Origin of the sequence: Haliea salexigens DSM 19537 (genome assembly GCF_000423125.1) — a bacterium.
Lineage (GTDB): Bacteria > Pseudomonadota > Gammaproteobacteria > Pseudomonadales > Halieaceae > Haliea > Haliea salexigens.
In genome coordinates this window covers 1-25,472 of record NZ_AUHJ01000014.1, presented here as the reverse complement: position 1 = coordinate 25,472, position 25,472 = coordinate 1, and the positions used below count along the sequence as shown (strand labels likewise).

Genomic DNA, 25,472 nt, shown 5'->3' with positions numbered 1-25,472 from the left:
TCAGGCAATCCGGTAATAGCGGCGCACACTGCGCAACACCTGCAACACCACCGGCCAGAGCAAGGCACTGGACAGTGCGGGTAGCAGGAACAGCAGGCTGCGCGCACCTGCCCCCTCGAGGTTCTGCACCCACTGACCGATCAGCTGGTGCAACCCAATGACGACAAACACCACTCCACACTGTTGCCACAGGCTAAAGACCCGCAGGCGCTGATACACCAGCAGGGCGCATAGCGCCAACACCGTGAGTGAAAATGCATTCTGCCCGAGCACCGCCCCCTCCAGGGCGTCCACCAGCACGCCGAGCAGCAGCGCGGTAAATATGCCCACCCGGTGCGGCAGCGCAAGGCACCAGTACAATAATGTGAGGGCAACCCATTCCGGGCGTGCCCATTGCAACCACTCCGGCAACGGCACCACAGCCAACAGGGCGGCAACCAGAAAACTCGCCACAACGACGGTAAACACCACCCCGTTGCCGGCCGTCACGGCAGATCCTGCGTGGGCGCCGCTTCCTCTGTCGCGTTGGTGAATACCAGCAACACATGACGACTTCGGTTGAGGGCTGCGGTGGGCCGCGCCAGCACGCGGGCGAAGGCCTGACCCGGGTCTCTCTGCACCAGCACAACCTCTGCGATCGGGTAGCCCACAGGGAAACGGCCCCCGAGGCCAGAACTGACCAGCAGGTCGCCTTCACGAATATCAGTCGTTGCCGAGATGTGCTGCACTTCAAGTGCATCCAGCGAGCCGGTGCCTTCGGCGATAGCGCGCACACCATTGCGGTTCACCTGTACTGGCACGGAGTGCGTAAGATCAGTCAACAGCAACACACGGGACGTCACTTCGCCAACCTCCACCACCTGGCCCATCAGCCCGTCGGCGTCGATCAGTGGCTGCCCGACATACACGCCCTCTGTGCTGCCCTTGTTCAACACCAGCTGGTGCCGCATGGGGTCGGGGGATACGCCAATCAGCTCCGCCACCAGCACGTCATTGCGCAGCATGGCCGTGGAGTTGAGTAACCCGCGCAGGCGGGTGTTTTCCGCCTGCAGTGAGGCCATTTGCAGTGAACGGCCCTGCAGCAGGAGGTTTTCCCGCTGCAGCCGGCCATTGTCTTCCAGCAAACGCCCGCGGGAGCGAATATGCGTGTCCTGCCACTCCACGAGGCGTGCCGGGATGTCGGCGACCCAGATTACCGGGGCCACCAGCGTATCGAGTATCGCGCGGCCGTTTTCAAGCTTGTTATAGCGCAGGTCAGCGGCGATCAGGCTCACCACGACCAAGGCCGCCAGCGAGATGCGCAGACCAAGATGGGATTCCTTGAGGAATAGCGGCTTGATATCAGCCCCCGCCGCGTGCCTTACTCGGTAGAGAGCAGGTCAATCGTGTGGCGATCCATCTGCTCCATGGCACGACCGCCGCCCCGTGCCACGCAGGTCAGGGGGTCTTCGGCGACAATCACGGGCAGGCCGGTTTCTTCAGAAATAAGACGATCGAGATCGCGTAGCAGTGCACCACCACCGGTGAGCACGATGCCGCTCTCGGCGATATCGGCGGCCAGTTCGGGCGGTGATTGCTCCAGCGCCGACTTCACGCCCTGGACAATGGACTGCAGAGGATCCTGCAGGGCCTCCAGGATTTCGTCGCTGTTGAGCGTGAAACTGCGCGGCACACCCTCGGCGAGGTTGCGGCCACGCACATCAATCTCGCGCAATTCGCTGCCGGCAAATGCGCAGCCGATTTCCTGCTTGATGCGCTCGGCCGTGGCATCGCCAATCAGGCTGCCGTAGCGACGACGCACGTGCGACACAATCGCTTCATCGAAGCGGTCGCCACCAATGCGCAGCGAATCGCGATAGACCACCCCGTTCAAGGAAATGATGGCGATTTCAGTGGTGCCACCGCCCACGTCCACCACCATGCAGCCGGTGGCTTCCTCGACGTTCAGACCCGCGCCGATTGCCGCTGCCATCGGCTCCTCAATCAGGCGCACTTCACGCGCTCCGGCACTGAGCGCGGATTCGCGGATGGCGCGACGCTCAACCTGAGTCGACATGCAGGGCACACACACCAGCACACGCGGGCTCGGACGGATGAAGCGACTTTCATGCACCCGGGCGATAAAGTGCTGCAACATTTTCTCGGTTACCTGGAAATCGGCGATAACACCGTCTTTGAGTGGACGGATAGCGGTAATGTTACCCGGCGTACGACCGAGCATGCGCTTCGCCTCGGTGCCCACCGCTTCAATGGTTTTCTGCCCGTTGTGAAACCGGATAGCCACCACCGAGGGCTCATTGAGCACAATTCCCTTGTCGCGCACATAAATCAACGTGTTCGCTGTACCCAAATCGATAGAAAGATCGTTTGAGAACACGCCGCGCAGCTTCTTCAACATGAATTTTGATTACCTTTTGAATAGATCGGGGAACTCCATACCAGAGCTCAGCGACACCCCTTGCGGCGGCCTTTCGGGGCCGGGACTGCCCTCAGCTGAGAGACCGCTTCACTCATTATTCTGCGGTGTGTAACTTGGCGAATAACTGTATCAATGGCGGGGATTTTGGGCAAGGCGCAAATGTGATAACTTTACGCCCCCGCCGCGAAGGCGGCCGGCTTGCTGACGGTAGTGAAAGTAATGACAGTACACCAGGACGACATTGAAAAACTGGCCGAACTGGCGCGGGTGCGTATCCCCGCCGAAGAGGCCGCAGAGGTCACGGCACGCATTGCCACCATTCTCGGCCTCGTCGATCAGCTGCAGTCTGTAGACACCGCAGCCGTGGAACCCATGGCCAACCCGCTGGATGCGGTGCAGCGCCTGCGCGCGGATGCGGTCACCGAGGCCAATCAGCGCGAGGCCTTCCAGGCCATAGCCCCGGCAGTGGAAAACGGCCTCTACCTGGTACCCAAAGTCATTGAATGAAGCGGCAACGCCGCCCTCGGGACATCACATGCATGATCTTTCTGTCGCAGCGCTTGCGCTCGGCTTGCGCAACCGGGATTTTTCCAGCACCGAGCTGACCCAGCATTGTCTGCAGCGCATCCGCGCGCTGGATCCCCACTACAACAGCTTCATCTCTGTTGACGAAGTGGGTGCCCTGGACGCTGCCAGGCAGGCCGATGCGCGCCTGGCAGCCGGCGAGACGGCGCCCCTGCTGGGTATCCCGCTGGCGCACAAGGATATTTTCTGCACCAGCGGACTGCGCACCAGCTGCGGCTCGAAAATGCTCGACAATTTCATTCCCCCTTACGACGCCACGGTCACCCGGCGCCTGCGGGATGCCGGCACGGTGCTGCTGGGCAAGACCAACATGGATGAATTCGCCATGGGCTCATCCAGTGAAACCAGTTTCTACGGCAGCAGCCGCAACCCCTGGGATACCAGCCGGGTGCCCGGGGGCTCGTCCGGCGGCTCCGCCGCGGCTGTTGCTGCGCGCCTCGTACCGCTGGCTACCGGCACTGACACCGGCGGCTCCATCCGTCAGCCAGCCTCCTTCTGCGGTATTACCGGACTCAAGCCCACCTATGGCCGGGTTTCGCGCCTGGGCATGGTGGCCTACGCCTCCAGTCTCGACCAGGGCGGGCCCATGGCGCGCACTGCCGAGGATTGTGCCCTGCTGCTCAACGCGATCGCCGGCTTCGACCCCCAGGACTCAACCTCCTCGGAACAGCCCGTAGAGGACTACACGGCCCAGCTTGCGCAGCCTCTGTCCGGGCTGCGCATAGGGCTGCCGCGGGAATATTTTGGTGAAGGCCTGGAACAGGCTACCGGTGAGCGTGTTCGCGCCGCCCTGGCCCTGCTGGAGCTGCAGGGCGCAACGCTGGTGGACATCACCCTGCCCCACACCGGGCTCAGTATTCCCACCTACTACATCATCGCGCCGGCCGAAGCCTCCACCAACCTGTCTCGCTATGACGGCGTGCGCTACGGGCACCGCTGCGAGAATCCCCGCAACCTGCACGACCTGTATACGCGCAGCCGGCAGGAAGGCTTTGGCGAGGAAGTGAAGCGGCGCATACTGGTCGGCACCTACGCACTGTCCGCTGGCTACTACGATGCCTACTACCGCAAGGCCCAGCAGGTGCGACGACTGATCCGCCAGGATTTTCTCGATGCCTTCACCGACGTGGACGTCATCGCCGGCCCCACCACCCCCGGTCCCGCCTTTGGCCTGGGCGCCAAAACCAGCGACCCGGTGTCCATGTATCTGGAGGATGTCTACACCCTGGCGGTCAACCTGGCCGGCCTGCCCGCCATGTCGGTGCCAGCTGGCCAGGTCAATGGACTACCAGTTGGCCTGCAGCTCATTGGCCAGCATTTCGACGAGTCCCGCCTGCTGAATGTGGCGCACCAGTTGCAGCAGGCGAGTGACTGGCACCTGCAGTTACCACCGGAGGCGGGCCTATGAACTGGGAAGTGGTGATCGGGCTGGAAGTGCACCTGCAACTGGCCACCGAGTCGAAAATTTTCTCCGGCGCCGCCACACGTTTCGGCGCCGAGCCCAACACCCAGGCCTGCGCCGTCGACCTGGCCATGCCCGGTATGCTGCCGGTACTGAACGAGCAGGCGGTGCGTTACGCGGTCATGTTCGGCCTCGGCATCGGTGCGGAGATTGGCCTGCGCTCGGTGTTCGACCGCAAGAACTACTTCTACCCCGACCTGCCCAAAGGCTACCAGATCAGCCAGTTTCAGGAGCCTATCGTGGGCCGCGGCCACTTCGACATCCAGCTCGAGGATGGCAGCGTGCGGCGTATTGGCATCACCCGCGCCCACCTTGAGGAGGACGCGGGCAAGTCGCTGCACGAGGACTTCCACGACCAGACCGGTATCGACCTCAACCGCGCCGGCACCCCGCTGCTGGAGATTGTCAGTGAACCGGACCTGCGCAGTGCCGAGGAAGCCGTTGCCTACCTGAAAACGCTGCACAGCCTGGTGACCAGCCTGGGCATATCCGACGGCAACATGGCCGAGGGCTCCATGCGCTGTGACATCAACCTGTCACTGCGGCCGGCGGGCAGCGAAACCCTTGGCACGCGCGCCGAAATCAAGAACGTCAACTCCTTCCGCTTCGTGGAAAAGGCCATCCACCACGAGGTGGAACGGCAGGCCGATATTCTCGAATCCGGGGGCAAGGTGGTGCAGGAAACACGGCTCTACGACGCCGACCGCGACGAAACCCGCTCCATGCGCAGCAAGGAAGTCGCCAACGACTATCGCTACTTTCCAGAGCCGGACCTGCTGCCGGTCGTGATTGAGCAGAGCTGGGTAGACAGCATCCGCGCCAGCCTGCCCGAATTGCCCGCCGCCCGCCGTGAACGCTTTATCGCCGACTACGGACTCGGCGCTTACGATGCCACAGTACTGGCCGCGGAACGTCCACTGGCCGAATTTTATGAAGCGGTGGCGAAGGGCTGCGGCGACGCCAAGATCGCGGCCAACTGGGTGCAGGTGGAACTGCTGGGGCAACTCAACCGCAACGACCTGCAGCTCAGCGAGAGCCCGGTGCATGCACCGGCGCTGGCGGTGCTGTTGCAGCGCATCCTGGATGGCAGCATTTCCGGCAAGATCGGCAAGCAGGTGTTCGAGGCCATGTGGGCCGGCGAAGGCGACGCCGACAGCATCATCGAAGCGCGTGGGCTGCGTCAGGTCAGTGACAGTAGTGCGCTGCGGGCCATGGTGGCGGAGGTCATCCGCGACAATCCAGAGCAGGTCCAACAATACCTGGCCGCTGATGAAGGGCGGCGCAAGAAGCTGTCCGGCTTCTTTGTGGGCCAGATCATGAAGCTGTCCCGCGGACAGGCCAACCCGCAGATGGTCAGCAATCTACTCAACGAGCAACTGGCAGACGCCGGAAAAAACGGAGACACATGAGAAAAGACAAGGAAAAGGTCATCGACGAGGTCTGGACCGAAGACCACATCCGCAGCTTTCTCGGCGTGCGCGCGCACGACGGCTCTGACCACGACTTCCATATGCTGCTGAAAGCCTACCAAAGCATGCGCGCCGCCGACTTTGAACTCTTCGTCGGCTATTTCGTTGCGGACGGACGCAACCTCGCGGCCACGGGCAAGGACGGCCGCACGGTAGTGGAGATCATCGAGGAGCACCGTCACGGCGCCGAGTACGCGACTATCCTGCGTCAGGCCGGCGGGCACTGACACGCGAACACGCCGCGATACCCGGGACGCCCGCCGGGGTCAGCGATCGATCGGCACGCGTCCTTTCATGAAGCGTTCACGGTTTTTGCGTTTCTGCTCTTCGCTCTTGCGCAACAGCACATAGACCGCGCCGGTCCCACCGTGCTGTGGCTGGGCGCTGTGGTAGGCCTGCACGATGGGCACTTCCTGTAGCCACACGTGCACATGCCCTTTCAGCACCGCACTGCGCTCTCGCTCCACCTTGCGTTCGCCCTTGCCGTGAATCAGCAATACGCTGCGCAGGCCCAGCTCGTGGCACTGCTCGAGAAAGGCAAACAGCTCCCGCCGCGCCACGGCGACCGTCATGCGGTGCAGGTCCAGCCGCGCCTCCTGCTCATAGCGTCCCTGACGCAGCTTCCGGTACACACCGTTCTGCACGCCGGGACGCTTGAACTCCAGCACATACCACGCATCCAGCGGCTCCGCGTCGCGGTCGCTGAGGGTGTTCCTGTCCGCTTCGCGGCCGGTAACCGCCGCTTCCCGACGCTCCGCGAGCGAGCGGTCGCGGTCATCGCCACCGGGGGCCAGTTGCACCCGGCGCTCGCGTCTGAGTGGCTTCACATCCGCCACTTCCTGGAAAAACAGCTCAGATTCGTCGTCAGCCATGGCTTCCCGCTCCCATGCAGTGCATCATTATAGCGCGCCAGCCCATCGGGTTTCACGCCCACCAACGAGGAGTCACACTCAGAATGGAAGGCAACCTTGCTCGCGGCGCGGACTATCTGTTCCGCGGGGCCCGCTTACTCACTCACCCCGCACTGCGCCTGTTCGTCATCGTCCCCCTGTTGGTGAACATCATCATCTTCGCCTCGCTGCTGGGCTTCACCTTCAGCTTTCTCGGGCGCACCATCAATGAGTGGATGGCCGCCCTGCCGGGCTGGCTGGGTTTTCTGGAATGGATAATCTGGCCACTGCTGGTGGCGGTGTTCGGCCTGATCGCCGGCTACACATTTACCGCCGTGGCGCTGCTGATCGCCTCGCCGTTCAACAACCTCCTTGCAGAAAAAGCCGAGGAGCTGCTCACCGGACAGCCCGTTGATGCCCTGGAAGGACCTGTGGCAGCACTGCTCTCAGTGCCCCGCGCGCTGCTGCGGGAACTGGCCAAGCTGGCCTACTACATTCCCATGGCACTACTGGTGCTGATCCTCAGTTTCGTCCCGGGTGTCAACCTGGCGGCACCGCTGCTCTGGTTCCTGCTTGGCGCCTGGATGATGAGCATCCAGTTCGTGGACTACCCGGTAGACAACCACCAACTGGGGTTTGCCGCAGTGAAATCCGCGGTGGCTCGCAAGCGGCTGAGCAGCCTGGGTTTTGGCGGCGTGGTCGCGCTCTGTGCCGGGATACCCGTGATCAATTTCTTCGTGGTACCCGCGGCGGTTGTCGGCGCCACCCTGCTCTGGTGCGAGGAGTTACGCGAGCAGTGATTTCGGTGGGTGCGTACACTCGAGCCGCTCACCCAGCAAGGCTTCGATGTCCGGCAGGAGGAACGCATCGTCTTCGCTGGCGAAGCTGATGGAAATCCCGGTGGCGCCCGCCCGTCCGGTGCGCCCGATGCGGTGCACATAGTCGTCGGGGTCTTCAGGCAGATTGTAGTTCACTACATGGCTCACGCCGTCGACGTGAATGCCGCGGCCCGCCACATCGGTGGCCACCAGCACCTTGATATCACCCTTCTTGAACTGCGCCAGGGTGCTCGTGCGCTTGGCCTGGGGAATTTCACCTGAGAGAATGCCACAGGACACGCCAGCCTTGCGCAAGCGTTCATGCAGCCTGCGCACCTGGTCGCGGCGATTGGCAAACACGATCACTGCGCTGGCTTCCGGGCTGCGCACCAGGTTGACCAGCAGCCGGTAGCGCTCCTCGCTGCTGACCAGGTACACCTTCTGCTCCACGGAGTCCGTGGCGACATGGTCAGGCTCGATTTCCACCGTCACCGGCTCCCAGGTCCACTGTTGCGACAGGTTGATGATGTCCTGGGTGAAGGTCGCAGAAAACAGCAGGGTCTGCCGGTCCTGTTTGGCAGGTGTGGCACGCACAATGCGCTTCACCTGGGGAATGAAGCCCATGTCCAGCATGCGATCCGCTTCATCCAGCACCAGCGTTTCCACGCGATCCAGGAACAGGTCGCGGCGCTGCATGAAGTCGATCAAGCGCCCCGGAGTGGCCACCACGAGGTCGACCACATCGCTGTTCAGCCGGTTGAGCTGCTTCTGGTAGTCCATACCGCCAATGAGCGTCACCACTTTGAGGCCGGAAAAGCGCGCCAGATCCTCGGCATCGGCGGCAATCTGCATGACCAGCTCCCGCGTCGGTGCAATCACCAGGGCCCGTGGCTCACCGAGGAAACGCTCACCTTCCTGCGGATGGCAGAGCAGGTCGTTGAACACGGTAATCAGGAATGCGGCGGTCTTGCCGGTACCCGTCTGCGCCTTGCCGATCGCGTCGTGACCCTGCAGGGTGTGCGGCAGAATTGCCGCCTGGATGGGCGAACAATAGCTGAAGCCGAGACCGGCGATGCCGCGCATCAACTCGTCCCGCAGGCCGAGGTCATGGAAGCGCGTCTTGCCCTCCTCGGGCTCCACGGGGAAGTCGTCCAGGCTCCAGGGCTTTTCGGGGGCCGCGGCCTTGCGCGCGCGCTGCTTGCCGGACTTGCCCTGGCCGCGGTCACTGTGGCCGGGGCCACGCGCGGGTTTGCCGTGCGTGGAATCATGGGTCGAATCGCTGCCGGTGGCTATCGGGGGGGGCGGCGTGGCTGAGTCGCTGTTGGCGCTCTTGCTACCACGGCCGAGTAAGCTCTTGATCAAGGTTGCGTCCTGTCTGGGTTCAAGCATGCAAAGGTGCGCTAGTCTAGCATTTTTGTCCGCGCCGTGCCGCTGCGCGGATACAGGCGCGCGAGGAAGTAATCGACGCTGACAAAACGCCCGCCGCCGGTGAACAACAACGCCAACAGCATGACGAAATAGGTCGCGGCAAACTCGATGCCATTATTGAGCACCACCAGGTTACCGTGCTCCGTGAGCCAGCTGTAGTTGCCGTGCTCACGCAGGATATCGCGCGCCGTACCAAGGCGCACAGCTATCTTCTCCGCGCCTGAGTCGGCAATCGCGGCCCAGCCGTTCTGCCAGTGCACCGACCAGGCGGCGACCAGCATGGTGATCAGCAGCGGCACTGCCACCCAGCGTGTCGCCAGGCCGATCAGCAACAGCAGGGCGCCTATCGCCTCGGTATAGGCAGCGAGGTGGGCAAGCACCGCGGGAAACGGCAAGCCGAGGCCCCACTGTGCATTGCCGAACCACTCGATGGTGCTCTCCATGCCAGCGATTTTCTGCGTGCCCGCCATCCAGAACACCGGAACCAGATACAATCTGAGCGCCAGCGGCGCCAGCCAGTCCACGTGGCGCAGAGCGCCAAACACCCCATTGTGCAAGCGGTAGTATTGCCCGACCAGCCAATTCATAGTGCATTCTCTCCCGTGCGTGACTGTGTGACCCCGCGGCGGGCAAAAAGTTTGCCGCCCTGTGCGCTCACGGCACCGCGCCGCTGCCACAATCGCTGCATTCCGGGCGGCGCTGGAGGCGCAGACGGTACTGGGCGAGGGTACGTAAATCCAGCATCAGCACCTCGTCTTGTAAAGTCTGCATGCCCGCCAGGTATTTCACCGCCTCCAGCGCCAGCAGCGAACCCAGTATGCCCACCACCGGTCCGAGCACGCCGCTCTCGGCGCAGGCCTGACGCTGGTCGTCCGCCGCGGCCAGCGGATACAGGCAGCGGTAACAGGCTCCACCCGAGCGCGTATCGAACAGGGCCAGCTGCCCTTCCAGGCGCACTGCGGCGGCCGACAGCAACGGCACCCCCGCCTCAAGACACGCCCGATTCAGGGCATAGCGAGTGGCAAAGCTGTCGCTGGCATCCACCACCAGGTCCGCCCCGGCGATCGCAACGGCCAGCGCCCTGCCCTGCAGGCGTTCCTCGAAAACGTGCAACTGCGTGGTGCTGTTCAGGGCCGCCAACCGCTGCGCCGCGGACCGCGCCTTGTTCACCCCCAGCGAGGCCTCGTCGTGTACGATCTGCCGCTGCAGATTACTCAGCTCCACCGTGTCGCCGTCAGCGAGCCGCAGGTGACCCACCCCGGCCGCGGCGAGATACAGCGCCGCCGGGCTGCCCAGACCACCCAGACCCACAATCAGCACACAGGCCCGTCCCAGTGTCTCCTGCCCCGCAATATCGAAATCGGGCAGCAGAATCTGCCGGCTGTACCGCGCCAGTTCGGATTCAGTCAGCACGCCAGCAACCACCGGTGACCCGCTCATGGCCGGCGAGATCGCAGCGCGTCTCAACGGCGACAAAGCCGCTCGCCCGCATCAGCTCGCGCACCGCCACCCCCTGCTGGTAACCGTGCTCAAGCAGCAGCCAGCCGCCGGGCGCCACATGTGCCGGTGCCGCCGCACACAGTGCCTGGAGATCATCCAGCCCCTGCTCCCCGGCGACCAGTGCCGAGGCCGGCTCGAAGCGCACGTCACCTTGTGCCAGCCAGGGGCTGTCGCTCTCTACGTAGGGCGGATTACTCACCACCAGAGCGTACTGCTGGCCGGCCACGGCGGCAAACCAGTGCGACTGCAGGCACTGCACACGGCCCGGGCAGAGCCGCGCGACATTGCGCTCAGCCACGGCGAGGGCGGGCGCGGCGGCATCCAGCGCGGTGACGTCCCAACCGGTGCGCTCCACCGCCAGGGCGATGGCAATGGCACCAGTGCCCGTGCCGAGGTCCAGCACACGGGCGTCCGCCGGCAAGGGCAACGCCAGCGCCCAGTCAACCAGGGTTTCCGTCTCCGGGCGCGGAATGAGTGTGGCCGAGGTGACCTCAAGGTGCAGCGACCAGAACTCGCGCACGCCAGTCAGGTACGCCACTGGCTCCCCCGCCCGGCGCCTGGCCAGCAGCTCGACATAATGCTCGGCCTGCGCGGGCGTCAGCTGTGCATCCGGCCAGGCGTAGAGCCAACTGCGGGGTTTGCCCAGGACATGGGTGAGAAGAATTTCGGCGTCGCGGCGTGCACTGTCACCCGGCAGATCGTTGCCGGCGCGCAGGCAAGCCTCGACGGCGGACATCAATGCGCCGCCAGAGCCGCCAGCTGGTCGGCCTGGTATTCCTGCCGCAGGGGGCCAATGACGGCGCCCAGCTCGCCCGCAATCACCTCGTCGAGTTTGTACAGCGTCAGGTTGATGCGATGATCTGTCACCCGTCCCTGGGGGAAGTTATAGGTACGGATACGGTCCGAACGGTCACCGGTACCGACCAGATTGCGCCGTTGCTCGGCCTGCTCTGCCGCCTGCTTGTCCTGCGCCGAGGTCTGCAGTTTCGCCTGCAACAGGGACATGGCCCGCGCGCGGTTCTTGTGCTGCGAGCGCTCGTCCTGGCATTCGACCACGATGCCACTGGGCAGGTGGGTGATACGCACAGCGGAATCAGTTTTGTTGACGTGCTGGCCACCGGCGCCAGAGGCGCGAAAGGTGTCCACGCGAATGTCGCCCTTGCTGATGGCGCCCACCGCCACCTCGTCCGGCTCCGGCATCACGGCCACAGTGCAGGCCGACGTGTGGATGCGCCCCTGCGACTCTGTTTCGGGAACCCGCTGCACCCGGTGCGCACCGGATTCGAATTTGAGGTGGGCGTACACGTCGCGCCCTTCGACAAGGCTGATGATTTCCTTGAAGCCACCGTGCTCGCCCGGACGCTCGGAGAGAACCTCGATTTTCCAGCCCATGGTTTCCGCGTAGCGGCTGTACATGCGAAACAGGTCACCCGAGAAAATTGCCGCTTCGTCACCGCCCGTGCCCGCGCGAATCTCCAGGAACACGTTGCAGGAGTCCTGCGGGTCGCGGGGCAGCAGCAGCGTCTGCAATTCCCGCTCCAGCGTCTCAAGGCGTTCGGTACCACTGCTGATTTCCTCTTCCGCCATGGCCACGAGGTCGGCGTCCGCCTCCTGCAGCATGCTGCGCGCCTCGTCGAGGTCTGCGCGCACACGGCTGTAGTCGTGGTAACAGCTTACCACCTGTTCCAGCTCGGAGAATTCGCGAGACAGCTCCCGAAAGCGGTTCTGGTCAGCGATGGTCTCGGCATCGCCGAGCAGTGCCGATACCTCCTCGTGGCGATCAGTGAGGGCATCCAGTTTGGTCAGCAGGGAAGCTTTCATTGCAGGGTTCGATCTACTCGGGATTGGGCTTGCGATGTGACAGGCAATGTTGCGTCGCCGTCGGCGGGCTTGTCTGTGCCGGCATTGTGGATGGTGGGGCCGGCACCTTCCAGTCCCAGCAGTCGGCGTGCGCCAGCCAGAAGATCCTGTCGGCCCTCTGCACTGGCGCGCTTGAGGCCGGCGGTGGGGGCGTGAATCAGCTTGTTGGTGATGCCGCGCGCGAGCTGCGCAACGATTTGCTGCGGGTCATCGCCGCGGGCCAGAGCGCGCAGGGCACGCTGCAATTCCAGCTCGCGAATCGATTCAGCCAGGTCACGGTACTGGCGCACGCTGTCGACCGCGGCAAGGCTGCGCAGCTCTTCCAGGTACTGGCTGACGCCTTCTTCTATCAGCTGATCGGCCTTGCGCGCCTCCGTCTGGCGGCTGCGCAGGTTCTGCTCGACGATGTCCCGCAGGTCATCCACCGTGTAGAGATACACGTCCGGCAGTTCGGCCACCTGCGCTTCAATGTCACGCGGCACAGCGATGTCCACCATCAATACCGGCCGGTGCTTGCGCACCTTGATCGCCTGTTCCACCGCGCCCTTGCCCAGAATAGGCAGCTGGCTGGCCGTGGAGGTAATCACGATATCCGCGTGCGGCAAGTGTTCCGGAATTTCCGCCAGCAGCACCGCCTCGGCACCGAACTTCTGCGCCAGCTCACGCGCCCTGCCCAGCGTTCGGTTGGCGATCACAATGCGCCGCACACCCGCCTCGATGAGGTGCCGGGCCACCAGTTCAATCGTTTCACCGGCACCGACTAACAACGCATCGCAAGCCGCCAGGTCGGAAAAAATATGTCCGGCGAGGTCGACCGCCGCGTAGGCAACCGAGACCGGGTTTTCGCCGATGGCGGTGTCTGTGCGCACCCGCTTGGCCAGGGCAAAGATCTTCTGGAACAGGCGGCCCATGTCCGCACCGATCGTGCCGGCCTCGGCAGCGACGGCGTAGGCCGACTTGAGCTGGCCGAATATCTGCGGCTCTCCCAACACCATGGAGTCCAGCCCGCTGGCCACTTTCACCATGTGTCGCAGCGCATCCGCGGCTTCGTAGTAATAGGCAGCGCGGCGCAGTTCATCGCGGGACAGGTGGTGGTAGTTGGCAATCCAGTCCACCAGCTGCGCCGACTTCTCGGCGCCCCGCGCGGCCTCCGGCACCATGGCGTAGAGCTCGGTGCGATTGCAGGTGGACAGGATCACGATCTCGTCCAGCCCCGCATGCTCACAGGCGTCCTCAAGCGCTTCCGTCACCTGCTCCGGCGCAAACGCCACCCGCTCGCGCACTTCGACGCCAGCCGAGTTGTGGTTGATTCCGAGGGCAATGAGGTTCATAACCGCGTGCGAGGCTCCGAGGGTGGCGGGCCGGGAAGACGCCGCGAACCGGACCACATCCAGTGTTGAGGGGCACCAATTCTACCAAGTTATACGCCGAATGACAGGCATGTTACGCCCCCGCCACAGCAAAGACCCGCGCGACACTTGGGATTCACCCGCCGAGTGTGTCAATATTAGAGGCCCAAGCTGGAACCCTATCGCTGCCCCGACCATGCTCCGACTCTTGCTGACAAGTGCGCTCCTGCTGGCGCTGGGGGGTTGTGCGTCCAACCCGACCCCCGCCCCTTCGCCGGCAACGGATCCTGACGCCACGCCGCCAGCAGCGGCAGACACCGCAACGGCAGAAGCACCCGAACCCCCGGAGCGCGCTTTTCCGGCCGACAGCATCTACCCCCTGCTGGTGGCTGAGTTTGCCCTGCGCCGCAACGACTACGACACGGCACTTTCCACCTATCTGCAGCAGGCGCCGAAGCTGCGCGAACCGGCGGTCAGCGCACACACAACGCACCTCGCCCAGTTCATGAAGCGCGAGCCCGAGGCCTACGAGGCGGTGGGCCTGTGGGTTGAGCTGGAACCAGACAGCGCCGAGGCCAACAACACCCTGGCAACCCTGTTAATCCGCAAGGGCCAACCCGCACAGGCGGTGCCACACCTCGCGGTGGTTGCCCGCAACGACCTGCAAGCCAACTTTCCGATGCTCTTGAGCGGCTTCCGCGACCTGCCGACAGGTGAGAAAGCGGCACTCGCCGACGCCGTTGCCGCACTGCTCAACGAGCGCCCCGAGGACAGCGGACTGCTGCTTACCCACGCCCTGATTCTCGATGAACTCGGAGACACGCCCGGCACGCGTGCCACCGTGGAGCGCTTGCTGGCACAGGAGCCCGGGCAAACGCAGGGTCTCATGCTGGATGCCAAACTACGCGTGGAGGCAGAAGAGAAGCAGCCCTTCCGGCGCATCGAGGCCGCGCTGGCCGAACAACCCGACAACAGTGTCCTGCGCCTGCAGTACGCTCGCCTGCTGACCCGTTCGGACATCGATGCCGCGCGCCGCCAGTTTGAAATTCTCTCCGCGCGCTCCCCGCGTGACGGTGATTTGCTTCTCTCTCTCGCGCTGCTCAACCAGGACGCCGGCGACACTCTCGCGGCCAAAGCCTATTTGCGCCAGGTGCTGGCATTGGAGCAACGGGTTGATGAGGCTAATTACTACCTGGGCCGCGTGTTGGAACAGGAGGATAGGCCGAACGAGGCGATCGCCGCCTACCGCAAGGTAGAAGACCCCGGCAGCCGTGAGTTTTTCAATGCCCGCGGGCGCGTCGGCCGCCTGCTGATTGAACAGGGCAACGTCAGTGAAAGCGCGGCATTCTTCGATCAGCAGCGCGATGCCTACAGCGCCGTTGCTGAACAGCTGTTTGCCCTGGAGTCGGAACTGCTCACACGGGCGGATCTGCTCGACGCGAGCGTGGCACTGCTGGATCAGGCCCTGGCCGCACTGCCGGATGCCAGCTCCCTGCGGTACAGCCGCGCCATGCTGCGCGAGCAGCTGGGTGACCTGGAAGGCATGGAGGCCGACCTGCGTTACATCCTGCAAGGCAACCCCAACAACGCGACGGCCCTGAATGCCCTGGGCTACACACTGAGCAACAACAGCAACCGCTTTGCAGAGGCCGAGCAGCTGATTTCACGCGCGCTCACGCTGGCGCCAGAGGAACCCGCCATTCTCGACAGCATGGGCTGGGTACTTTTTCGGCAGGAACGGGCCGAGGAAGCACTGCACTACCTGCAGCGTGCCTGGACCGGCTTGCAGGACCCGGAGGTTGCGGCGCACCTGGGCGAAGTGCTCTGGACCCTGGGGCGCGAAGACGATGCCCTTGCCATCTGGCGCAGCGGCCTGCAGCTTGACCCCGAACACCGCACCCTGCTGCAGACGCTGCAGCGCCTGCAGGTGCCACCCGCACAGCTCAGCGGCGAGTGAAACGGCTACTGTCCCACTGCAGATACGTGGCCCTGTTGTGCATGGGCGTGTGGCTGACCGGGTGCGCCACGGCGCCAGTCCCGGAGGATACCTGGCTGCAGCGCAAGCAGCAGTTGCTGGCTTTGGAGCACTGGTCTGCCACAGGCAAGATCGCCCTGCGCAACGGCCAACAGGCCGAGTCCGCCAACCTCAGCTGGCAGCAGCAGCAGAGCGCCACCACCGTGCAACTCAGCGGCCCGCTGGGTCTGCAGGCCACCCAGCTGCACAGCGACGGGCGCATCCTGGAAGTCACTCAGGGAGAAACCCTGCGACGCTTTGACCTCTCCTCACCGGACGTGATGGCGCGGGAAACTGGCTGGGATCTCCCGCTCGCATCCCTGCCCTACTGGCTCAAAGGCATACCGGCGCCGGAACCCGCCCCTGTCACCCTGGATCTCGCCGACAACCTGCTGCAGCTGCTGCTGCAATCGGGCTGGCAGATCCGCTACGAGCGCTATCAACAGGTAGGCGCTCATGTCCTGCCGACGCGGCTGACCCTCGAGCGCGGTGCAACGCGCGCCAAAGTCATCATTCAGCACTGGCAGGCAGGCGGTACGCCATGAATCGCATGCTGACACTGATTTCGCCGGCCAAGCTGAACCTGTTCCTGCATGTCACAGGGCGCCGGGCGGACGGTTATCACACTCTGCAAACCGTATTCCAGCTGCTGGACTGGGGCGACAGGATGACTTTTGCCGCGGATGACAGCGGCGCGCTGCGGCTGGACATGCCGGGCAGCGACATTGCGCCGGCCGATAATCTTATTCTGCGCGCGGCGCGACTGCTGCAGCGCGGCACGCTGGGCGCCACCATCACCTGCGATAAACAGATCCCCATGGGCGGCGGCCTCGGCGGCGGCTCATCGAATGCGGCCTCCACGCTGCTGGCACTGAACCGGCTGTGGGGCCTGGACATGAGTACGGCCGCGTTGCAGTCGCTGGGGGCCACCCTGGGTGCCGACGTACCGGTATTCGTGGCTGGCCACAGCGCCTGGGCGGAGGGCATCGGCGAGGTGCTGACCCCGGTAGAGCTGCCGGATACCTGGTACCTGGTTCTCAAGCCGCGCTGTGCCGTGCCCACGGCGGAAATTTTTTCCGACCGGGAATTGACACGAGACAGCCTGCCGATCACAATGGCCGCCTTTTTTCAGGGGGTACATCGCAACGACTGCCAGCCGGTGGTTGTGGCCCGCTACCCTGAAACAGGTGACGCGCTTGACTGGCTTGGGCAATTTGCCGAGCCCCGGCTAACCGGCACTGGCTCCTGTGTATTTGCCGCCTTTGGCACCCGGGAACAGGCGCTCGCCGTGCAGCAACAGGTACCCGAACCCTGGGCAGCCTTTGTTGCACGAGCAGCCAACGAATCACCAGCACTGAGGGCACTGGCCTGAAGTCTACAACGAATTATTGGGGTGTCGCCAAGTGGCAAGGCACCGGGTTTTGATCCCGGCATTCGTAGGTTCGAATCCTACCACCCCAGCCATATCCCCCCAGGAGAGAAGTGCCGTGTCCTCCAAGCTGATGGTCTTTACGGGTAATGCAAACCCGGAACTGGCCCAGAAGATTGCCAACCGACTCTATCTTTCCCTGGGCAAAGCCAGCGTGGGCAAGTTCAGCGACGGCGAAATTGCGGTCGAATTGAACGAGAACGTGCGCGGCAAGGATGTGTTTGTCGTCCAGCCTACCTGCGCACCCACCAACGACAACCTGATGGAACTGTTGGTGATGATTGATGCACTGCGCCGCGCGTCGGCCGCACGCATCACTGCCGTGGTGCCCTACTTCGGCTATGCCCGTCAGGACCGCCGTGTGCGCTCCGCGCGCGTGCCCATCACCGCCAAGGTCGTGGCCGACATGATGGTATCCGTAGGTGTCGATCGGGTCCTCACCGTTGACCTGCACGCCGAGCAGATTCAGGGTTTCTTTGGCTGCCCGGTGGACAACGTCTACGGCTCTCCCATCCTGAATGCGGACATTCTCGACTGCAATTACGAAAATCTCATTGTCGTATCACCCGACATTGGCGGCGTGGTGCGCGCACGGGCCATCGCCAAGCAGCTCGATGACGCCGACCTCGCCATCATCGACAAGCGCCGCCCGCAAGCCAATGAAGCACAGGTCATGAACCTGATCGGCGAAGTGGACGGCCGCATCTGCCTGCTGGTCGACGACATGGTCGATACCGCCGGCACGCTGTGCAAAGCCGCCGATGCGCTCAAGGAGCGCGGTGCCAGCAAGGTTGTTGCCTACTGCACCCATGCGGTGCTGTCTGGCCGTGCGCTGGATAATTTACGCAATTCCCAGCTCGACGAGCTGGTCGTCACCGACACAATTCCGCTGAGCGCGGACGCCCGGGCCGTCTCGAAAATCCGCCAGCTGACCATTTCGGATCTGCTGGCAGAGTCGATTCGCCGGGTATCCAACGAGGAATCCATCAGCGCGCTGTTTCAGTAGGAACAGCGCTTAACCCACCCACTGTGTAGCCGGTCGCAGGCGAAGCAGTGAGTCATCAAAGGAGTGCAGACAATGTCTGACCAATTTGAGTTGTACGCAGAAGTGCGTGAGGACATGGGGAAAGGTGCGAGCCGCCGCCTGCGTCGTCTCGCCGACCAGGTCCCCGCTATCATTTACGGCGGCGACAAAGACCCCCAGCCTCTGTCCATCATCCGCAAGGATCTGGAAAAGTCGCTGGAAAACGAAGCGTTTTTCTCTCACGTGCTGGTAATCAACATCAACGGCAAGAAAGAGAAGGCCATCCTCAAGGATCTGCAACGTCACCCGGCACGCAACAGCGTCACCCACGCTGACTTCATGCGTGTCAGTGAAAAAGTGGCCATCAAGGTGCACGTGCCCATTCACTTCCTGAACGAAAAAACCTGTCATGGTGTCAAAGTTCAGGGCGGCATGATTCAGCATCAGGCTACCGACATCGAAGTACTGTGTCTGCCGAGCGACATTCCCGAGTTTATCGAAGTCGATATGGCCGAGGTGAAGACCGGCGACATCATCCACCTGTCGGATATCGCGTTGCCCGCCGGTGTTACCTCTGTTGCCCTGTCACTGGGTGAAGACCACGACCTGGCGGTCGCTTCTGTTGTTGCCCCCAAAGGCGGCAGCGATGCGGAAGAGGACTCTTCCGAAGACAGCAGCTCGGACAGCAGCAGCGAGGACTGATTTCTCGCAACGGCGAGGCACTGGCGTTGGCAAGCACTATCTCCATGATTGCCGGACTGGGCAACCCGGGCAGCGACTACCGGGGAACCCGTCATAACGCCGGTGCCGACTTTGTCGAGGCGCTCGCGCGTCAGCATGGCGCCACACTGCAAGCGGAATCCCGTTTTTCCGGCCTGACCGCACGCATCCAGTGTGCGGGCCAGGATATCCGGCTCATCATTCCCACCACCTTCATGAACCGCAGCGGACAGTCCGTAGCGGCCATGGCAAATTTCTTCAAAATTGCGCCAGAAGCCATTCTGGTGGCACACGATGAACTCGATATTCCAGCGGGTACCGCGCGCTTCAAGCGCGGCGGCGGCCACGGCGGCCACAACGGTTTGCGCGATATCGTTTCTCGGCTGGGCAACAACAACGGCTTCGCTCGCTTGCGTATCGGCATTGGCCACCCCGGTCACGCATCCCAGGTCACGGGCTATGTACTGGGCCGGGCCAGCGCGGTTGATCAGGCACGCATCGAGGCCAGCATCGATGCCGCAATGGACGCCCTGCCACAGTTTCTGGCCGGGGAGGACACACGCGCGATGACCCAACTGCACAGCTTCAACGCGCCCTGAACCGCGCGCACTACACAACACTCGCCCCAAGACATTCGTTTAGCAAAAACAGGAATCAGACATGGGTTTCAAATGTGGCATTGTCGGCCTGCCCAACGTGGGCAAATCGACCCTTTTCAACGCCCTGACGCGGGCCGGCATCGATGCCGAGAACTTCCCTTTCTGCACCATCGAACCCAATGCCGGCGTGGTACCGGTACCCGACCCGCGGCAGAAGCGCATCGCGGAGATCGTCAAACCGCAGCGCGAAATATCCACCACTATGGAGTTCGTGGACATCGCCGGGCTCGTTGCCGGTGCCTCCAAAGGTGAGGGCCTGGGCAACCAGTTCCTGGCCAATATCCGTGAAACCGACGCCATTGCACATGTGGTGCGCTGCTTCAACGACGAGAATGTCATTCACGTGGCAAACCGTGTCGACCCGCGAGCGGACATTGACGTGATCAACACCGAACTGGCACTGGCCGACCTGGAAAGCTGTGAGAAACAGCTGCAGCGCGTAACGCGCAACGCCAAGGGTGGCGACAAAGAGGCCATTGCCCTGAAAGCGCTGTTGGAGAACAAACTGCTGCCACACCTGAACGAGGCACTGCCGGTGCGGTCGCTGGCTTTTGATGACAGCGAACAGGCACTGGTGAAAACGCTGCATCTGCTCACAATCAAGCCCACCATGTACATCGCCAACGTCGATGAAGAGGGGTTCGACGACAACCCCTACCTCGACACCGTACGGGAGATCGCCGCCAGCGAGGGCGCCATTGTGGTGGCGATCTGCAACAAGCTGGAGTCCGAAATCGTGGAGCTGGAGGATGCCGAGCGCCAGGAATTCCTGCAAGACCTGGGTATGGACGAGCCGGGGCTGGACCGGGTGATCCGCGCCGGTTACGAGCTGCTGAACCTGCAGACGTACTTCACCGCCGGCGTCAAGGAAGTGCGAGCCTGGACCGTGCGAGTGGGGGCCACGGCGCCAGAGGCTGCCGGCGTGATCCACACGGACTTCCAGAAAGGCTTCATTCGCGCCGAAGTTATCGGCTACGACGACTTCATCGCCCACAAAGGTGAGCAGGGCGCCAAGGATGCCGGACGCTGGCGCCTTGAGGGCAAGGACTATATCGTTCAGGATGGGGACGTCATCCACTTCCGCTTCAACGTGTAGGAGGCACCCGCATGGCACGCACAGTGACCGTCGCCGCCACCCAAATGGCCTGCAGCTGGGACCGCGAGGCCAATATCGCCAACGCCGAACGCCTGGTGCGCGAGGCGCACCGGGCCGGCGCGCAAGTCATCCTGCTGCAGGAGCTGTTTGAAACGCCCTACTTCTGCCAGAAACCGGATGAAGACCACATGTTGCTGGCCACGGCGCTGGCGGATAACCCCGCTATCCGTCATTTTCAGGCCGTGGCTCGCGAGCTGCAGGTCGTCCTGCCGATCAGCTATTTCGAGCTGGCGGGTCGCGCGCGCTTCAACTCGGTGGCCATTATCGACGCCGACGGCAGCCTGCTCGGCAACTACCGCAAGAGCCACATCCCGGATGGCCCAGGCTACCACGAGAAGTTCTACTTCAACCCCGGCGATACCGGTTTCAAGGTGTGGAACACCCGCTACGCGCGCATCGGCGTGGGCATCTGCTGGGACCAGTGGTTTCCGGAGAGCGCCCGCAGCATGGCGTTGCTCGGCGCCGAGCTGCTGTTCTACCCCACCGCTATCGGCAGTGAACCCCACGACCCCGACATCCATTCCCGGGAGCACTGGACGCGGGTACAACAGGGCCACGCCGGCGCCAACCTGATGCCGCTGATTGCGAGCAATCGCATCGGCCGTGAAGTACAGGAAGACAGCGATATCACCTTCTACGGCGGCTCGTTTATCGCCGACCATACCGGTGAGTTGGTTGAACATGCCGACGGCGGGCACGAAAGCGTGCTGGTGCACACCTTCGACCTCGACGCCATTGAGAAAATGCGCACGGCCTGGGGAGTATTCCGTGACCGCCGCCCGCCCCTGTACGCGCCCATCAATACCCTGGACGGCGAACACGCGTGAGCCTGAAAACCGGTACGCCGCGTGCCGACGGCTATCACATGCCGGCAGAGTGGGCACCGCACACGCGGACGTGGATGCTCTGGCCGGAACGCCCCGACAGCTGGCGGGCCGGCGCTGAACCCGCGCAAACCGCATTCAGGGCCGTGGTAGCCGCCATTGCGCGCTTCGAACCCGTCACAGTAGGCACCTCACAGGCACAGTTCCTGAACGCCTCAGAGCAGCTATCTGACATCCCCGGTGTCACTGTCATTGAGCTTTCCAGCGACGATGTGTGGATGCGCGACTGCGGTCCCACCTTCGTCATTGACGACAAAGGTAGCCTGGCAGCGGTGGACTGGGACTTCAATGCCTGGGGCGGCCACGATGGCGGCCTCTACCCCACCTGGGACATCGACAGCCAGGTCGCCCGCAAGGTCGCACAGCTGGAAGGGGTTGCGCGCTACGCGACGCCCGGCTTCGTACTGGAAGGCGGCTCCATCCACGTGGATGGGGAAGGCACACTGATCACCACGGCCGAATGCCTGCTGCACCGCAACCGCAATCCGCGGCTGTCCCAGGGCGAGATCGAGACCTACCTGCGCGACTACCTGGCAGTGGACACCATCATCTGGCTGCCCGAGGGCATGTTCAACGACGAAACCGACGGCCACGTCGACAATTTCTGCTGTTTCGTGGCGCCCGGCGAGGTCCTGCTGTGCTGGACTGATGACGCCAAGGACCCCAATTACAGCCGCTGCCGCGCCGCGCTGGAGGTGCTTGAGGCCAGCCACGACGCCAAAGGCAGAACCCTGCGCGTCCACACCATCCCCATTCCGGCACCCCTGTATGCCATTCTTGAAAGCGAAGGCGGTGCGGTCGGCCAGGTGCCTGATGAACACGGCCGACCCGAGCGGCTGGCGGCCTCGTATGTAAACTTCCTCATCGTCAATGGCGGCATCGTGATGCCGGGTTTCGACGACCCAATGGACGCGGTTGCGCGCGATACGCTGGAGAGGCTTTTTCCTGAGCGTGAGGTGGTAATGGTGCCGGGGGGGGAGATCCTGCTCGGGGGGGGCAATATTCACTGCATTACGCAGCAGCAACCACGGCCCTCAGGCGCTTGACTTGCTCCGGCAAAATTAGGAAAATGCGCGCCTTCTCGGGACAGCAGTCCCACGCGGAAATTGTGGCTACGTAGCTCAGCTGGTTAGAGCACAGCATTCATAATGCTGGGGTCGGTGGTTCAAGTCCACCCGTAGCTACCACTTATTTCCTTTCAAAAACAGCAACTTACAGATCGATTAAACCGGTTTTACGTTTTCCCGTCTCCCAACTGCGGGAGATTTGCGGGAGTTTTCATTTTTAATCAAGGTCAGCGTCGGCGCTGAACTACCCGACCAACTCACTTTCTCCACCGCGTCTATCAGTTCCCCAATTTCTGCAGCGGAATAGTGTGTCGTGATCTGGCCGTTCTTGTGGCCCAGGAGCACCTGCCGGGTTTCATGACTGACACCTTTGGCCCGCAACCGGCGACCGAACGTATGTTTCAAATCATGTACCCGCACTTGCGGCAATCCAGCCTCCTCCCGCGCTCTGCGCCAAGCCTTGGTATTGATGCGATCAACTGGCTTAGCCTTTGAGTAGGTGAACACATGTTCTGAACTCTTGCCGCGCTGACGATTGATCACCGCTCGCGCCTCAGCATTCATCACCACCAATCGATCCTCACCATTCTTAACGCCATTACCGGGGACAACAAACACACTGGTTTTCAGCTCGGGAATCGATACTTCCCAACTCCACTGCAAACAAGTCACTTCCTGCTCCCGTGTTCCAGTATTGACCTTGAACAAGGCCATTTCCCTTAAGTGTTCCGGCAGGCGCGCAAACAACCTCGACTGCTCTTCCCAGGATAAGGGATACGGCTTGCGGGCATCGTCACAATCGAGTAATTGCAGTAAAGGGGCCGTCTCGAGCCAGGTCAAACCGGACTCATCCCGCCATAATCGGGTGGCAAGAGTCAGAATTCGCCGCACCACCGCCAAATCACGGTTGATGGTATTAGCTCGCATACCCTGCTTACGACGATGCCGGATAAACGACTCCAGCGTGCCCTGATGGACCCGGCGCAAAGGCAGATCACCTACATGCGGATCCAGAATTTTCAGGGATTGTGCATAGCGGCCAATACTGCGCTTGTGCTGGTAATCCAGCAAAAACTTGGTGGCCGCCTGCCGAAAAGAGCGCTCCACTCGAATGCCGTAAACATTCGCCTTGCGCATCTCTTCCAATCGTCGGATCAGGTACCTTTCCGCCTCCTCGAGCTCGCTTGTTCCAGTGCTCTCGTGAAGTCGGCCATACCCCCTGACGCATTTATCAATGTGCCAGATGCCCTGGGTGCCTCTCTTGTAGAGGCCCGGGATTCGCTTTGACATAGGAAATCTCCTCTATGCTTTGGCGAACACCCACAGCGGTCCATATACTGCTCCGCCCAGGCGTCCATTTCAAGCCGATCAAAGGCAATGCCCTGCTTACCGATGGGAATCTCCGTGAGGCTTTTCCGAACCTCCCGGTTGAATCGGTTCTTGTCCATTCCCAAATAGGCGGGAGCATCACGCAAACGAATAAATCTGGGGAGAATCGAAGTCATCTCTCAGCGCCCCAAGTAAACAGCAGTGATTTGCTCTCTGACATGGCCCAGCTCTTTGCTTATCGTCAGGCGGGCCTCATGATCCCTTCGTCTTTGAGCGTCGCTGAGTTTTGCTTTGGAAGGCCCACCCGCATGGGGCGATGGCAAGCCGGTGAGTTCCCGATAGCGCTGCTGGGCATATGCATGGCGCAGGCCATGCATTTTCGATAACCCGGCATTGGCAGTGTGGCGCTCGTAGATTCTCAGCTGCTCGATGTACTGCCGGCCACCGGGGATCAGGGAACCCAGCCCTGCCAGTTGTTTTGCCTGTTCCAGTAAAGCTCGCTGCTCTATAGTGCGAATCGGCACCGTGCGCTCCCGCCCGCCCTTGGTCCAGCTGGCCTTGAGATGCAGGTGCTTGCCCCGGTCCGCCCAACGGGGCTGGATCTTGAGGGCTTCTTCCCGCCTTAGCCCAAAGGCCTGTTGCAGGCGCAGGCTCATACGAACGTGTTCATCCTTGACCTGAGCGAGTTGCTCCTCGGCCAGGTCTTTCGCCTTGCTCTGCTCGGACACAAACTGCCGGTCCGGTATGCCATAGAAATCGTTACCGCCGGCTACTACAGCCCGTTTGTTCACTTTCTCTGCCCACCAGCGCAAACAGCTCATCCGGTTCTTGATGGTGCCGGGGGAAAGGTTTTGTTTGAGCCACAGGTCCACCAGAGACTGGACATGCTTTTGCTTGAGGGATGTAGCCTTTAGTTGTCGGAACCCCAAGTCGTGTAACTGGTTGGCGATAGCGCTCAACTGGCGCTCTCGGCCCAACCGGGTTTCGAAGCTGCCTTCGTGACTGTGTTTGCATAACAATTTCAGTTGGTAGTTCAGGTCTCGCATAGTGTTGTATCCGTAGGTGAGTGTTTCTGATCACCTGGCAACATTGCTGCGCAGGTCCGCCGAAGCAGTACGATCACGGGACACCAATCCCGGTTGACCTGAATGTGTCTGGCCATAGACAGCACGGTGTGTTTTCGCAAGAAAACTGGCCCGTGCAAACCAACGGTTATCCAGCCAAAGGCTGGGGTGGAACTTTCTCCTTTTTGGATTGAGCAGAACGCACTGACCGCCAGTGTGCTTGCGTGATTGAAGAGACTGTCGTTCAAACCGGGCATGAGCGCCCGACTATCAACAGCGGTTTTAAAACAGATCCCCATACGGAGCGGGAGAGGCTTGAATGAGCGCTACCCGGATGATGCGGCAC

General features: G+C 62.5%; 26 protein-coding genes and 2 tRNA genes. 16 read left to right on the top strand and 12 right to left on the bottom strand.

From position 1 onward, the window contains the following. Genes mreD through G533_RS0115060 form a run of 3 tightly spaced genes read right to left on the bottom strand, consistent with a single transcriptional unit; the run spans window position 1 to window position 2,398 of the window. Window positions 1-489, bottom strand: coding sequence for a rod shape-determining protein MreD (gene mreD / locus G533_RS0115070; protein WP_027950677.1), 489 nt, complete (start codon window positions 487-489; stop codon window positions 1-3). After that, the gene (gene mreC / locus G533_RS0115065) at window positions 486-1,340 is read right to left on the bottom strand and encodes a rod shape-determining protein MreC (protein WP_084639033.1); all 855 of its coding nucleotides are present in this window, start codon (window positions 1,338-1,340) and stop codon (window positions 486-488) included. Before mreC ends, mreD begins: the two co-directional genes overlap by 4 nt. A 20-nt stretch (window positions 1,341-1,360) precedes the next feature. After that, window positions 1,361-2,398: a rod shape-determining protein gene (locus G533_RS0115060; protein ID WP_027950675.1), complete on the bottom strand. Its 1,038-nt coding sequence runs from the start codon at window positions 2,396-2,398 to the stop codon at window positions 1,361-1,363. Between the two features lie 240 nt (window positions 2,399-2,638). On the opposite strand from G533_RS0115060, the gene gatC reads away from it, so the two are divergent. Genes gatC through G533_RS0115040 form a run of 4 tightly spaced genes read left to right on the top strand, consistent with a single transcriptional unit; the run spans window position 2,639 to window position 6,162 of the window. Beyond that, window positions 2,639-2,926, top strand: a complete 288-nt coding sequence (gene gatC, locus G533_RS0115055; RefSeq protein WP_027950674.1) for an Asp-tRNA(Asn)/Glu-tRNA(Gln) amidotransferase subunit GatC — start codon at window positions 2,639-2,641, stop codon at window positions 2,924-2,926. Window positions 2,927-2,954: 28 nt separating this feature from the next. Continuing rightward, complete coding sequence (gatA, locus tag G533_RS0115050; protein WP_027950673.1) at window positions 2,955-4,412, top strand: Asp-tRNA(Asn)/Glu-tRNA(Gln) amidotransferase subunit GatA; 1,458 nt, start codon at window positions 2,955-2,957, stop codon at window positions 4,410-4,412. Continuing rightward, a complete protein-coding gene (gatB, locus tag G533_RS0115045) occupies window positions 4,409-5,875 on the top strand; it encodes an Asp-tRNA(Asn)/Glu-tRNA(Gln) amidotransferase subunit GatB (protein ID WP_027950672.1) in 1,467 nt (488 codons plus the stop codon). The genes gatA and gatB overlap by 4 nt, the downstream gene beginning before the upstream one ends. Next, window positions 5,872-6,162, top strand: a complete 291-nt coding sequence (locus G533_RS0115040; protein ID WP_027950671.1) for a PA4642 family protein — start codon at window positions 5,872-5,874, stop codon at window positions 6,160-6,162. Before gatB ends, G533_RS0115040 begins: the two co-directional genes overlap by 4 nt. A 39-nt stretch (window positions 6,163-6,201) precedes the next feature. On the opposite strand, the gene smrA is transcribed toward G533_RS0115040, so the two are convergent. After that, a complete protein-coding gene (smrA, locus tag G533_RS0115035) occupies window positions 6,202-6,807 on the bottom strand; it encodes a DNA endonuclease SmrA (protein ID WP_027950670.1) in 606 nt (201 codons plus the stop codon). Between the two features lie 83 nt (window positions 6,808-6,890). Here smrA and cysZ point away from each other — a divergent pair, with 83 nt between their 5' ends. After that, a complete protein-coding gene (gene cysZ, locus G533_RS0115030; RefSeq protein ID WP_027950669.1) occupies window positions 6,891-7,625 on the top strand; it encodes a sulfate transporter CysZ in 735 nt (244 codons plus the stop codon). Here cysZ and rhlB read toward each other — a convergent pair. From rhlB to hemA, 6 genes are all read right to left on the bottom strand, one after another. Further along, a complete protein-coding gene (gene rhlB, locus G533_RS0115025; RefSeq protein WP_240472454.1) occupies window positions 7,611-9,005 on the bottom strand; it encodes an ATP-dependent RNA helicase RhlB in 1,395 nt (464 codons plus the stop codon). The two genes, cysZ and rhlB, sit on opposite strands and share 15 nt — an antisense overlap. 38 nt (window positions 9,006-9,043) lie before the next feature. After that, window positions 9,044-9,658: an HvfX family Cu-binding RiPP maturation protein gene (locus tag G533_RS0115020; protein WP_027950667.1), complete on the bottom strand. Its 615-nt coding sequence runs from the start codon at window positions 9,656-9,658 to the stop codon at window positions 9,044-9,046. Between the two features lie 67 nt (window positions 9,659-9,725). Further along, complete coding sequence (locus tag G533_RS0115015; RefSeq protein WP_027950666.1) at window positions 9,726-10,484, bottom strand: HesA/MoeB/ThiF family protein; 759 nt, start codon at window positions 10,482-10,484, stop codon at window positions 9,726-9,728. Next, window positions 10,474-11,307 carry a peptide chain release factor N(5)-glutamine methyltransferase gene (prmC, locus tag G533_RS0115010; RefSeq protein WP_027950665.1) on the bottom strand — a complete coding sequence of 278 codons (834 nt, stop codon included), beginning with the start codon at window positions 11,305-11,307 and terminating at the stop codon, window positions 10,474-10,476. The genes G533_RS0115015 and prmC overlap by 11 nt, the downstream gene beginning before the upstream one ends. After that, window positions 11,307-12,392, bottom strand: coding sequence for a peptide chain release factor 1 (prfA, locus tag G533_RS0115005; RefSeq protein ID WP_027950664.1), 1,086 nt, complete (start codon window positions 12,390-12,392; stop codon window positions 11,307-11,309). Before prfA ends, prmC begins: the two co-directional genes overlap by 1 nt. After that, window positions 12,389-13,762: a glutamyl-tRNA reductase gene (gene hemA, locus G533_RS22230; RefSeq protein WP_084639032.1), complete on the bottom strand. Its 1,374-nt coding sequence runs from the start codon at window positions 13,760-13,762 to the stop codon at window positions 12,389-12,391. The genes prfA and hemA overlap by 4 nt, the downstream gene beginning before the upstream one ends. 214 nt (window positions 13,763-13,976) lie before the next feature. On the opposite strand from hemA, the gene G533_RS22225 reads away from it, so the two are divergent. The 11 genes from G533_RS22225 to G533_RS0114945 all read left to right on the top strand — a co-directional run bounded on the left by G533_RS22225 (window position 13,977) and on the right by G533_RS0114945 (window position 22,853). After that, complete coding sequence (locus tag G533_RS22225; RefSeq protein WP_035528429.1) at window positions 13,977-15,737, top strand: tetratricopeptide repeat protein; 1,761 nt, start codon at window positions 13,977-13,979, stop codon at window positions 15,735-15,737. A 26-nt stretch (window positions 15,738-15,763) separates the two neighbouring features. Continuing rightward, entirely contained in the window at window positions 15,764-16,339 is a 576-nt protein-coding gene (gene lolB / locus G533_RS22220; protein ID WP_144079902.1) for a lipoprotein insertase outer membrane protein LolB, read from the top strand. Continuing rightward, window positions 16,336-17,166: a 4-(cytidine 5'-diphospho)-2-C-methyl-D-erythritol kinase gene (ispE, locus tag G533_RS0114985; protein WP_027950663.1), complete on the top strand. Its 831-nt coding sequence runs from the start codon at window positions 16,336-16,338 to the stop codon at window positions 17,164-17,166. The genes lolB and ispE overlap by 4 nt, the downstream gene beginning before the upstream one ends. 17 nt (window positions 17,167-17,183) lie before the next feature. After that, a tRNA-Gln gene (locus tag G533_RS0114980) sits at window positions 17,184-17,258 on the top strand. A 38-nt stretch (window positions 17,259-17,296) separates the two neighbouring features. Next, window positions 17,297-18,229, top strand: a complete 933-nt coding sequence (locus G533_RS0114975) for a ribose-phosphate pyrophosphokinase (RefSeq protein ID WP_027950662.1) — start codon at window positions 17,297-17,299, stop codon at window positions 18,227-18,229. A 72-nt stretch (window positions 18,230-18,301) separates the two neighbouring features. Beyond that, entirely contained in the window at window positions 18,302-18,949 is a 648-nt protein-coding gene (locus tag G533_RS0114970; RefSeq protein ID WP_027950661.1) for a 50S ribosomal protein L25/general stress protein Ctc, read from the top strand. Between the two features lie 44 nt (window positions 18,950-18,993). After that, complete coding sequence (pth, locus tag G533_RS0114965; RefSeq protein WP_035528425.1) at window positions 18,994-19,566, top strand: aminoacyl-tRNA hydrolase; 573 nt, start codon at window positions 18,994-18,996, stop codon at window positions 19,564-19,566. 61 nt (window positions 19,567-19,627) lie between these two features. After that, window positions 19,628-20,722 (top strand): redox-regulated ATPase YchF, encoded by a 1,095-nt coding sequence (gene ychF, locus G533_RS0114960; protein WP_027950659.1) that lies wholly within the window; start codon window positions 19,628-19,630, stop codon window positions 20,720-20,722. 11 nt (window positions 20,723-20,733) lie between these two features. After that, window positions 20,734-21,609 carry an N-carbamoylputrescine amidase gene (gene aguB, locus G533_RS0114955; RefSeq protein WP_027950658.1) on the top strand — a complete coding sequence of 292 codons (876 nt, stop codon included), beginning with the start codon at window positions 20,734-20,736 and terminating at the stop codon, window positions 21,607-21,609. Beyond that, on the top strand, window positions 21,606-22,712 hold the full coding sequence (gene aguA / locus G533_RS0114950; protein WP_027950657.1) for an agmatine deiminase: 1,107 nt from the start codon (window positions 21,606-21,608) through the stop codon (window positions 22,710-22,712). Before aguB ends, aguA begins: the two co-directional genes overlap by 4 nt. 64 nt (window positions 22,713-22,776) lie before the next feature. Further along, window positions 22,777-22,853, top strand: a tRNA-Met gene (locus G533_RS0114945). A 36-nt stretch (window positions 22,854-22,889) separates the two neighbouring features. On the opposite strand, the gene G533_RS0114940 is transcribed toward G533_RS0114945, so the two are convergent. Together G533_RS0114940 and G533_RS0114935 are read right to left on the bottom strand one after the other, a co-directional pair. Beyond that, the gene (locus G533_RS0114940) at window positions 22,890-24,023 is read right to left on the bottom strand and encodes a tyrosine-type recombinase/integrase (RefSeq protein WP_027950656.1); all 1,134 of its coding nucleotides are present in this window, start codon (window positions 24,021-24,023) and stop codon (window positions 22,890-22,892) included. 218 nt (window positions 24,024-24,241) lie between these two features. Continuing rightward, complete coding sequence (locus G533_RS0114935; RefSeq protein ID WP_027950655.1) at window positions 24,242-25,108, bottom strand: phage integrase N-terminal domain-containing protein; 867 nt, start codon at window positions 25,106-25,108, stop codon at window positions 24,242-24,244. Window positions 25,109-25,472: the final 364 nt, after the last annotated feature.

Coding starts and splice junctions, on each gene's coding strand:
- G533_RS0115060 (WP_027950675.1), bottom strand. CDS start 2,398: ATGTTGAAGAAGCTGCGCGGCGTGTTCTCAAACGATCTTTCTATCGAT.
- gatC (WP_027950674.1), top strand. CDS start 2,639: ATGACAGTACACCAGGACGACATTGAAAAACTGGCCGAACTGGCGCGG.
- gatA (WP_027950673.1), top strand. CDS start 2,955: ATGCATGATCTTTCTGTCGCAGCGCTTGCGCTCGGCTTGCGCAACCGG.
- gatB (WP_027950672.1), top strand. CDS start 4,409: ATGAACTGGGAAGTGGTGATCGGGCTGGAAGTGCACCTGCAACTGGCC.
- G533_RS0115040 (WP_027950671.1), top strand. CDS start 5,872: ATGAGAAAAGACAAGGAAAAGGTCATCGACGAGGTCTGGACCGAAGAC.
- smrA (WP_027950670.1), bottom strand. CDS start 6,807: ATGGCTGACGACGAATCTGAGCTGTTTTTCCAGGAAGTGGCGGATGTG.
- cysZ (WP_027950669.1), top strand. CDS start 6,891: ATGGAAGGCAACCTTGCTCGCGGCGCGGACTATCTGTTCCGCGGGGCC.
- G533_RS0115020 (WP_027950667.1), bottom strand. CDS start 9,658: ATGAATTGGCTGGTCGGGCAATACTACCGCTTGCACAATGGGGTGTTT.
- prmC (WP_027950665.1), bottom strand. CDS start 11,307: ATGTCCGCCGTCGAGGCTTGCCTGCGCGCCGGCAACGATCTGCCGGGT.
- prfA (WP_027950664.1), bottom strand. CDS start 12,392: ATGAAAGCTTCCCTGCTGACCAAACTGGATGCCCTCACTGATCGCCAC.
- hemA (WP_084639032.1), bottom strand. CDS start 13,762: ATGAACCTCATTGCCCTCGGAATCAACCACAACTCGGCTGGCGTCGAA.
- G533_RS22225 (WP_035528429.1), top strand. CDS start 13,977: ATGCTCCGACTCTTGCTGACAAGTGCGCTCCTGCTGGCGCTGGGGGGT.
- ispE (WP_027950663.1), top strand. CDS start 16,336: ATGAATCGCATGCTGACACTGATTTCGCCGGCCAAGCTGAACCTGTTC.
- G533_RS0114975 (WP_027950662.1), top strand. CDS start 17,297: ATGGTCTTTACGGGTAATGCAAACCCGGAACTGGCCCAGAAGATTGCC.
- G533_RS0114970 (WP_027950661.1), top strand. CDS start 18,302: ATGTCTGACCAATTTGAGTTGTACGCAGAAGTGCGTGAGGACATGGGG.
- pth (WP_035528425.1), top strand. CDS start 18,994: ATGATTGCCGGACTGGGCAACCCGGGCAGCGACTACCGGGGAACCCGT.
- ychF (WP_027950659.1), top strand. CDS start 19,628: ATGGGTTTCAAATGTGGCATTGTCGGCCTGCCCAACGTGGGCAAATCG.
- aguB (WP_027950658.1), top strand. CDS start 20,734: ATGGCACGCACAGTGACCGTCGCCGCCACCCAAATGGCCTGCAGCTGG.
- G533_RS0114940 (WP_027950656.1), bottom strand. CDS start 24,023: ATGTCAAAGCGAATCCCGGGCCTCTACAAGAGAGGCACCCAGGGCATC.
- G533_RS0114935 (WP_027950655.1), bottom strand. CDS start 25,108: ATGCGAGACCTGAACTACCAACTGAAATTGTTATGCAAACACAGTCAC.